General features: G+C 50.9%; 9 protein-coding genes. 2 read left to right on the plus strand and 7 right to left on the minus strand.

What is annotated here, in order from left to right:
- Positions 1–460 precede the first annotated feature (460 nt).
- Both flgK and flgL read left to right on the plus strand, forming a co-directional pair.
- A complete protein-coding gene (gene flgK / locus RSC70_RS20690) occupies positions 461–2,146 on the plus strand; it encodes a flagellar hook-associated protein FlgK (protein WP_008813842.1) in 1,686 nt (561 codons plus the stop codon).
- A 15-nt stretch (positions 2,147–2,161) separates the two neighbouring features.
- Positions 2,162–3,142 carry a flagellar hook-associated protein FlgL gene (flgL, locus tag RSC70_RS20695; RefSeq protein WP_008813841.1) on the plus strand — a complete coding sequence of 327 codons (981 nt, stop codon included), beginning with the start codon at positions 2,162–2,164 and terminating at the stop codon, positions 3,140–3,142.
- Positions 3,143–3,257: 115 nt separating this feature from the next.
- Here the strand turns inward: flgL and fliR are convergent, their stop codons facing one another.
- The 7 genes from fliR to fliL are packed head-to-tail and all read right to left on the minus strand — an operon-like array spanning position 3,258 to position 7,423.
- Positions 3,258–4,043, minus strand: coding sequence for a flagellar biosynthetic protein FliR (gene fliR / locus RSC70_RS20700; RefSeq protein WP_004092151.1), 786 nt, complete (start codon positions 4,041–4,043; stop codon positions 3,258–3,260).
- A gap of 8 nt (positions 4,044–4,051) precedes the next feature.
- On the minus strand, positions 4,052–4,321 hold the full coding sequence (gene fliQ, locus RSC70_RS20705; protein ID WP_008813840.1) for a flagellar biosynthesis protein FliQ: 270 nt from the start codon (positions 4,319–4,321) through the stop codon (positions 4,052–4,054).
- 26 nt (positions 4,322–4,347) lie between these two features.
- Positions 4,348–5,094 (minus strand): flagellar type III secretion system pore protein FliP, encoded by a 747-nt coding sequence (gene fliP, locus RSC70_RS20710; protein WP_004092156.1) that lies wholly within the window; start codon positions 5,092–5,094, stop codon positions 4,348–4,350.
- Positions 5,094–5,495: a flagellar biosynthetic protein FliO gene (gene fliO, locus RSC70_RS20715; RefSeq protein WP_096080694.1), complete on the minus strand. Its 402-nt coding sequence runs from the start codon at positions 5,493–5,495 to the stop codon at positions 5,094–5,096. Before fliO ends, fliP begins: the two co-directional genes overlap by 1 nt.
- The gene (fliN, locus tag RSC70_RS20720) at positions 5,495–5,932 is read right to left on the minus strand and encodes a flagellar motor switch protein FliN (protein WP_004092164.1); all 438 of its coding nucleotides are present in this window, start codon (positions 5,930–5,932) and stop codon (positions 5,495–5,497) included. The genes fliO and fliN overlap by 1 nt, the downstream gene beginning before the upstream one ends.
- Positions 5,925–6,938, minus strand: coding sequence for a flagellar motor switch protein FliM (fliM, locus tag RSC70_RS20725; protein WP_008813837.1), 1,014 nt, complete (start codon positions 6,936–6,938; stop codon positions 5,925–5,927). The genes fliN and fliM overlap by 8 nt, the downstream gene beginning before the upstream one ends.
- 5 nt (positions 6,939–6,943) lie before the next feature.
- Positions 6,944–7,423: a flagellar basal body-associated protein FliL gene (fliL, locus tag RSC70_RS20730; RefSeq protein WP_004092168.1), complete on the minus strand. Its 480-nt coding sequence runs from the start codon at positions 7,421–7,423 to the stop codon at positions 6,944–6,946.
- Positions 7,424–7,730: the final 307 nt, after the last annotated feature.

Here is a 7,730-nt window from a genome sequence, read left to right on the forward strand (position 1 = left end):
AGAGCCGGCACGACAGGGATGTCGTGACGGAGTTTGGGGCGCCCGGGATGGGCGATACCAAACCGGAGCGGAGATGGCATCTCGGATAAAAAGCGCAAGGTTTGAAGGGGCGCGCGCTGGCGCCCCTCATCGGTCGCCTTCGCCAGCGGTGCCATGGAAACGCATCTGTTGACCGGCGAACGAAACAATTCACCGCAATCCTATAGAGGATTAGCGTTCCAAACCGGAGCGGAGATGGCATCTCGGATAAAACCGCACCAATAAAGCACGGGGCGGAATATTACACCGCAGTCACATTAACGATCGGCGTTGCTGCTTGCATCACTATCAGGGTAGGAAAAATCGTTAGAGGCCATGATTTTTCCCTCAAGTTTACTTTCCTACCGCCGATAACTGTTTCAACAACAAGAGCCTTGCCGCGTGATGACGTGAGGCTTTTTTTAAGTTTAAAGGAACCCGAATGGCTAACTTAATTAATAGCGCAATGAGTGGACTAAGCGCCGCACAGACCGCGCTGAGCGTCACAAGTAATAACCTTAGTAATGTTTACACTCAAGGTTATAACCGCCAAACGGTGAGTTTTGCACAAAGCGGCGGGATCAGTACATCAACCGGTTTTATCGGTAATGGGGTGAACGTAAGCGGTATTAATCGCGAATATAATTCCTTTATCGTTGGACAACTGCGTCAGGGGCAGAGTGACTACGCTTCTACCACGGCTTATTATCAACAGGTTTCGCAAATCGATAACCTGTTGGCAGACAGTAATAACAGCCTGTCAGCCAACATGCAGGATTTCTTCTCTAACCTGCAAAACTTGGTCAGCAACCCTAGCGATCCGGCCGCACGTCAAACCGTATTAGCCAAAGCGAATGGCTTGGTGAATCAGTTTAAAACCACCGATGAATACCTGAAAAATCTAGAAAGCAACGCTAACGTCACCGTCAGTAACAGCGTTGAGCAGATTAATAACTACACCAAACAAATTGCCAGCCTAAACGATCAGATTTCACGTCTTACCGGCGCAAGTGGTGGAAGTGCGCCTAACGATTTGCTCGATCTACGCGATCAGATGGCCACTCAGTTGAACCAGATTGCTAACGTCGAAATCACCATGCAAGACGGCGCAATGAACGTGTCCTTTGCCGGTGGGCTGTCTTTGGTGCAGGGAAACGACGCTTATAAACTGGAAGCGATCCCTTCTAGCGCGAACCCTCAGCGCCTGACTATTGGCTATAACCGTGGTTCAGGTACCGCAAGCGAAGTGCCTGAAGGTCGTATCACCGGCGGTAGTCTGAGCGGGATTTTACAGTTCCGTAGCGGGGCGTTGGATAACGCGCGTAATCAACTTGGGCAAATTGCGCTTTCTATGGCCGATAGCTTCAATAAGGTGCAGCAAGCGGGCATCGATTTGAATGGCGATCTGACCACCAACGAGCCATTTTTCACTATTGGTCAGCCATCGTCCTTCGCTAACAGCAATAATGATAAAACCGTTAATGCTTCTATTTCGGCAAAGTATACCGATGTGAGTCAAACCAAAGCGACCGACTACCGCTTGGAATATGACAAAAACGGTAAGTGGCAGATCACCCGTCTGTCCGACAACAGTAAAATTACGGATCTGACCCCTGATGCGACTGGCAAACTTCAGTTTGATGGTTTAGAGGTGACGGTGTCTCCAGCGGCGGCCAAAAGCGATAGCTTTACGTTAAAGACCACGTCTAGCGCGGTGCAAGGTTTTGGCGTGGCAATCACCGATGCGGCGAAAATTGGCGCGGGTACACCGGAGTATGACGCCAGCGGTAATTTAGTGCCGGATGCCAGCGGCAAAGGTGATAACACCAATGCGCAAAAAATGTTGGATTTGCAAAAAGCGCAGACCGTTGGCGGGAAATCAACCTTCAACGAAGCTTATGCGGGGCTGGTTGGTACCGTAGGGAACCAAACCAACAGCGCAAAAGTTGACAGTACGGCACAGGGCAACGTGGTGAAACAGCTGACTCAGCAGCAGCAGTCGGTTTCAGGCGTCAATCTAGATGAAGAGTACGGTAATTTGATGCGTTTCCAGCAGTACTATCAGGCGAATGCTCAGGTTATTCAGACAGCGACGACGCTATTTAGCGCTCTGCTTAATATTCGATAAGAAGGATGTTATTCCATGCGTCTTAGCACCAGCATGATGTACCAACAGAATATGGGCAGTATCACGGATGCGCAGTCAGAATGGCAGCGCATTGGACAGCAGTTAACCAGCGGAAAACGCGTCATTAATCCTTCCGACGATCCGCTTGCGGCTTCGCAACTGGTGGGATTAAAACAGGCGCAGGCGCAAAACGATCAATATACCATGGCGCGCGGCTATGCACGCCAAGGTGTCTCGATGGAAGAAAGCGTGTTGCAGCAGGTGACTTCAACGCTGCAAGACATCACACCCGTGTTGGTGGATGGGGCTTCTTCAGGCAGTAAAAGCGACGATGACCGTGCATCCATTGCTAAACAGCTTGAGGGCATGCGCGATCAACTGCTGAATTTGGCAAACAGCTCCGACGGCAATGGTCGTTATGTTTTTGCCGGCTTCAAAAATGATACCGCGCCGTTCGAGAAAGTGACCGACCCTGTGACGGGTAAAGTCACTGTGAACTATAAGGGCGGCGATACCGCGGTAACACAAAAGGTGGATGCCGCACGCGATATGACCATCAGCCACACCGGTTCTGACGTATTCCAGAAGGCGTCTAGCAACCCGATCAAAGAGCCCGATGGTTCGGTCAGTAGCGATATTTTCAGCACGCTGCAAAAAGCTATTGATGCCCTGAAAACGCCGATTGCCGGTGCCACCGATGCAGAGAAAAAAGGGGTTAGCGACGCCATTGACTCTGCTAACCGTGGGTTGCGCAACACGTTGAACAACGTTTCACAGGTTCGCGCAGAGTTAGGGACCAATCTGAAAGAGCTGGACTCATTGGATGCCGTAGGCAGCGAACGTGCGATGACTTACACCAGCCGTATCAGTAGTACGCAAGACGTTGACTGGTATCAGTCAATCTCTGATTACAGTTTGCGTCAGGTTGCGTTGCAGGCGTCGTATAAGGCGTTTACGGATATGCAGGGGATGTCCCTGTTCCAAATGAATCGTTAAGTTCCCGTCATACGTGAAACTGCATCAAGGCAGCCAATGAGCTTAGCCTTGATGCAGTTCTCATCATTTAGAGATATCGAACGCTTGCGCATTTTTGATGAGCTGCTTATGCCCATCAAAGCCCCTGCATTCCGCCCATCACCTGCGTTAAACGCTCAAATACTTCGCTAAACAGATGTTCACTGAACGGGACAAGCATTGGCATCATCAGGCTAAGGCTGAACATACCTATGGTGAGCGTGAGCGGGAATCCGACCACGAAAATAGAGAGCTGGGGGGTCATGCGGTTGAGCAAACCGAGCGCGGTATTGAGGGCGAGTAACAGGGTAATCAACGGTAGCGCCAACATTAGACCATTAACGAAAATGAGGCTTCCCGCCTGTGCCAGCATTAGAAAACCGTTGCCGTTGAGCGGCTGTTCGCTAATAGGCAGCGTTTGAAAGCTTTCGGCGAGCAGAGAAATCATCCATAGATGGCCGTTAAAACTCAGAAAGAGCAGCATGGTGAGCAGGTTCAGCAATCGGGCCAGAATCGGCATGTTTGGGCCGCCGGAAGGGTCAAAAAAGGTGGCAAAAGAAAGCCCCATTTGCAGCCCGATCACTTCACCGGCAAGGCGAACGGCGGCAAAAGCAAACTGCATGGTTAGGCCGAGCGCGGCACCAATTAATATTTGCTGGGTCACTAGCCATAGCCCACTGATGCTGACGACCGGCGTGGGGTTACTGCCTAAATTAGGTACTAACAAAAAGGTAATCGCCATCGCTAGGCCGACTTTGGTCTTTTTGCTGATCGCTTTTTCACTCAGCAGCGGTGCGGTGCTGATAAGCGCTAACATGCGGACGAACGGCCAGAAATATTGGCCGAGCCATAACGCGAGTTGGGAGGTGTCAAACGAGATCATCGCGATTTTTAGCCGATGATCGAGGGAATACTGGTGAATAGGGTACGCATGTAGTCAAGCAGTAGACTGAGCATCCACGGTCCTGCAATCACCATCGTGGCGAATACCGCTAAAATCTTGGGAATAAACGAGAGCGTCATTTCGTTAATTTGGGTCGCCGCCTGTAATAGGCTGATGACTAGGCCGCTAATCAATGCTGCCAACAGCAAAGGTGTGGCCAATGCCAAGCCGACTTTCATCGCCTGATAACCGAGTGCCATTACGGATTCTGGGGTCATGATTATTTACTCAGTGAGTGTGGCGGTTAACTATAAAAACTCTGTGCCAGCGATCCCAATAGTAGCTGCCAGCCATCGACGAGTACGAACAGCATCAGTTTAAACGGCAGTGAGATCGTGGCCGGAGGAACCATCATCATCCCTAGCGCCATTAATACGCTGGCGACAACCAAATCGATAATTAAAAATGGAATGAAGATCGTGAACCCAATTTGGAACGCGGTTTTTAGCTCGCTGGTGACATAGGCAGGGAGCAGAATGCGCATCGGTACATCTTCAGGCCCAGCCATCTGCGGCAGATTGGCTAATTTGGCATAGAGAGCCAGATCGGTTTCACGCGTTTGGCGCAGCATGAATTCGCGTAGCGGCTGTGCGCCGCGATCCATTGCCACGTCCATCGTAATTTTGTCTTGGCTAAACGGCTGATAGGCATCCTGATAGATTTTATCGAATACCGGCGACATGACAAAAAACGTGAGAAACAGCGCCAAACCCAGCATTACCTGATTCGGTGGCGCAGACGGCGTACCCAATGCGCTGCGTAACAGCCCTAATACGATAATGATGCGGGTGAAGCTGGTCATCATTAGCAGAGCGGCAGGCAAGAAGGTTAACGAAGTGAGAAAAACCAGCGTCTGCACCGGTAGCGACCAGTTTTGACCGCCATTTGCCAAGGGCTGCGAAACGATGCCGGGGAGTTGAGCCAGCGCTAGCGGACTGGCGAGAAGCAATGCCGCTGCGCTGATCCCAAGAATGAAACGGTGAGGGCGCATTACGACTTATCTCCGCGCTTACCAAACTGTTGCTGCACCACCTGCTTGAAGATCTGGCTGAAATCCTGTTTTTTTGCAACAGGTTCAGCCTCAGACGGTGGTGCGGTGAAAGTGTGCAGATGCGTGATGTTTTGGCTGGTTACACCGAGCACCAGACATTGATTATCCACTTCGACCACCACCACGCGCTCGCGCGCGCCGAGCGAGCAACTGGCACGCACGTTAAGCAGGTTATTACGGCTGTTCTTGGGAGCAAAACCGAGACGCTTAACCAGCCAGCCGATAATCAGGATCAGCAGCAGTATTGCGCCCAGCGTGCTGCCAACCTGAGTCAGCACGCTGCCTGCGGGTACGACCGGCGTCGCTGGTGCACTGGTGGCGGTTGAAGTGGCGGGAATCATCAGCGACTCAAACGGCGCATACGTTCAGAGGGGGTAATAATATCGGTGATGCGAACACCAAATTTATCAGCGACCACCACAACTTCACCTTGCGCAATCAGGTAGCCGTTAATCAGAATATCTAACGGTTCACCGGCTAAACCGTCCAATGCCACCACCGACCCCTGCGACAGACGCAGTAGCTCTTTGATCGTCATTTTGGTGCGGCCCAGCTCCACGGTTAATTTCACCGGGATATCCAAAATTAAATCAATATCGTGTAGGTTGCCGGCTAGCGGTGATGGATTATCCAGATTCTGGAAAATCTCATCAGCAGAATTCTCCACAGCACTTTTCGCCGAAGTATTTTCGGTGGTTTGCTGTTCGTTCATCGCTTCCGCCCACAGGTCGGCGGCGTCGTCATGACCTTCGGCAGACGGCTTGTTGACGTCACTCATTGGGCTGATCCTCGCTCAGAGCATTTAAAATTGGGTTAATAAGTCGTTCTACGCGTAATGCGTATTGGCCGTTTTGGCTGCCGTATTGGCAGGTTAAAACGGGCACGCCATCCACGTTTGCGATAAGTTTTTCTGGTTTTTCGATGGGTAAAACATCGCCGGGCTGCAGCTTTAATACTTCAGACAGGCGTAAAGGGATATCGACAAAATTGGCGACCAGTTCAAGCTCGGAATGCTGCACCTGCTTGCTGAGAGTATCTCGCCAGTGTTGATCTTCCTGCTTGGAGTTCTCTAACGGCGGGTTCACTAGCAGCTCACGCAGTGGCTCGATCATGGAGAAGGGGATACAGATATTAAATTCACCGCTCAACGCACCCACTTCGACAGTGAATGGCGTGGTGACCACAATGTCGTTAGGTGACGTAGTGATGTTGGTGAATTTAACCTGGATCTCAGAGCGAACATACTCCACTTCGAGCTTATAAATCGCGCTCCATGCATCGCGGTAAGCGTCTAGCGCCAAACGTAACATGCGCTTGATAACGCGTTGTTCGGTATGGGTAAACTCACGGCCATCCACTTTGGTCGGGAAGCGACCATCGCCCCCAAACAGGTTATCCACCGCCATAAAGACCAAGCTTGGCGCAAAGACCATCAGCGCCGTGCCGCGCAGTGGGTTTAGGTGGATAAGGTTGAGGTTGGTGGGAACCGGTAGGTTACGGGCAAATTCATGATAAGGCTGAATTTTTACCGCACCCACTGTGATATCAGGGCTACGACGTAGCAGATTGAACAACCCCATGCGGAACTGACGGGCAAAGCGCTCGTTGATAATTTCTAGCGCCTGCAACCGTTCACGCACCACGCGACGTTGCGTCGTGGGGTCATAAGGGCGAACGTCGCTCTCACTTCCCGCGAGAGGGACTTCGCTATCAGGCTTGGCATTGTCGCTATCACCGTTAAGCAACGCGTCAATTTCAGCCTGTGACAGAATGCTATCAGACATAGTGATTACCGCAGGATAAAGGCTGTAAACAACACATCGCTGACGATCTGCTTCGGCTGACCGGGAGCGATTGGCGGCATGAGAACGGTTTTAATATCAGACATTAGCTGAGTTTTACCCTGTTCGCTGGCTAGCGTAGCGGCGTGTTGACGCGAAAGCAGCATGAGTAAACGGCTGCGCATTTCAGGCAGATAATCGTTCATGCGTTTGCGAGTAGCCTCATCGGGCAAACGCAACGTTAATCCGATGTAAAGCACACGGTCTGCATCTTCACCATCGCTGATCAGATTAACGGTGAAGGTATCCAGCGGCATGAAGACCGGCATGGGTGGCGGCGTTGGCTTGCTTTCGGTCAGTGATTCTTGCTGCTGATAATATTTCCAGCCATAAAAACCACCGCCAGCACCGGCAATGATAAGAATTAACAGTATCCATACCCACTTGGCACGCCGCTTAGTGTTCTTGGGGAGTGTGGTTTCAGACATAAGGGGATGATTCCTGTTACGGTGCAAAGAAGGTGCACATAAATTTTACTTGTGAGCTTTATTATCCTTGGCTTATGAGCGATCAATGGGGGGAATAGAGGGGGAAAATGGCGTTAATTGGGGGATTGTTATTGTAGCGCGGGGATTTTCTCTTGTTTTTGAGGTGGCTGTGTAAGAATTCGGATGCTATTTAGGCTCCCGTTTGGAATGGCGATATTTTATGGAATGGGGGGAAATGTCATATTCAATATCCTATGGGATTGCGGTGAAATGTTTCGTTCGCCGGTCAGCAAATGCGTTTCCATGA

Source organism: Hafnia sp., assembly GCF_036648275.1.
In the GTDB taxonomy this organism is placed as follows: Bacteria; Pseudomonadota; Gammaproteobacteria; order Enterobacterales; family Enterobacteriaceae; genus Hafnia; species Hafnia alvei.